This is a genomic window from Psychrobacter sp. TB55-MNA-CIBAN-0194 (genome assembly GCF_040309505.1).
GTDB lineage: Bacteria > Pseudomonadota > Gammaproteobacteria > Pseudomonadales > Moraxellaceae > Psychrobacter > Psychrobacter fozii.
In genome coordinates this window covers 1-253 of sequence record NZ_JBEOOW010000540.1, presented here as the reverse complement: position 1 = coordinate 253, position 253 = coordinate 1, and the positions used below count along the sequence as shown (strand labels likewise).

General features: G+C 62.8%; 1 pseudogene. It reads right to left on the bottom strand.

From position 1 onward, the window contains the following. Window positions 1–253: pseudogene (locus AAEY75_RS16205) on the bottom strand (L-aspartate oxidase); the annotation flags it as partial.

The window sequence follows — 253 nt, the reverse complement described above, 5'->3', positions numbered from 1 at the left end:
CGATACCCACATAGTCCCACATGAAGCGCCGCAGCTCGTCCCAGTTGTGGGCGATGATCACGTCTTCGTCCGAATCGGTAACCTGGCTCGCGTCCCAGCGGGGCAGGGCGGCCGGTACCGGGATGCGCGGTAGTTGCTCAAGAATGTCCGCTGCCGCCGAGCGCGCATACACGAAGCATTCGAGCAGTGAATTGCTGGCCATGCGGTTGGCGCCGTGCAGGCCGGTGAAACTGGTTTCGCCGATGGCATACAG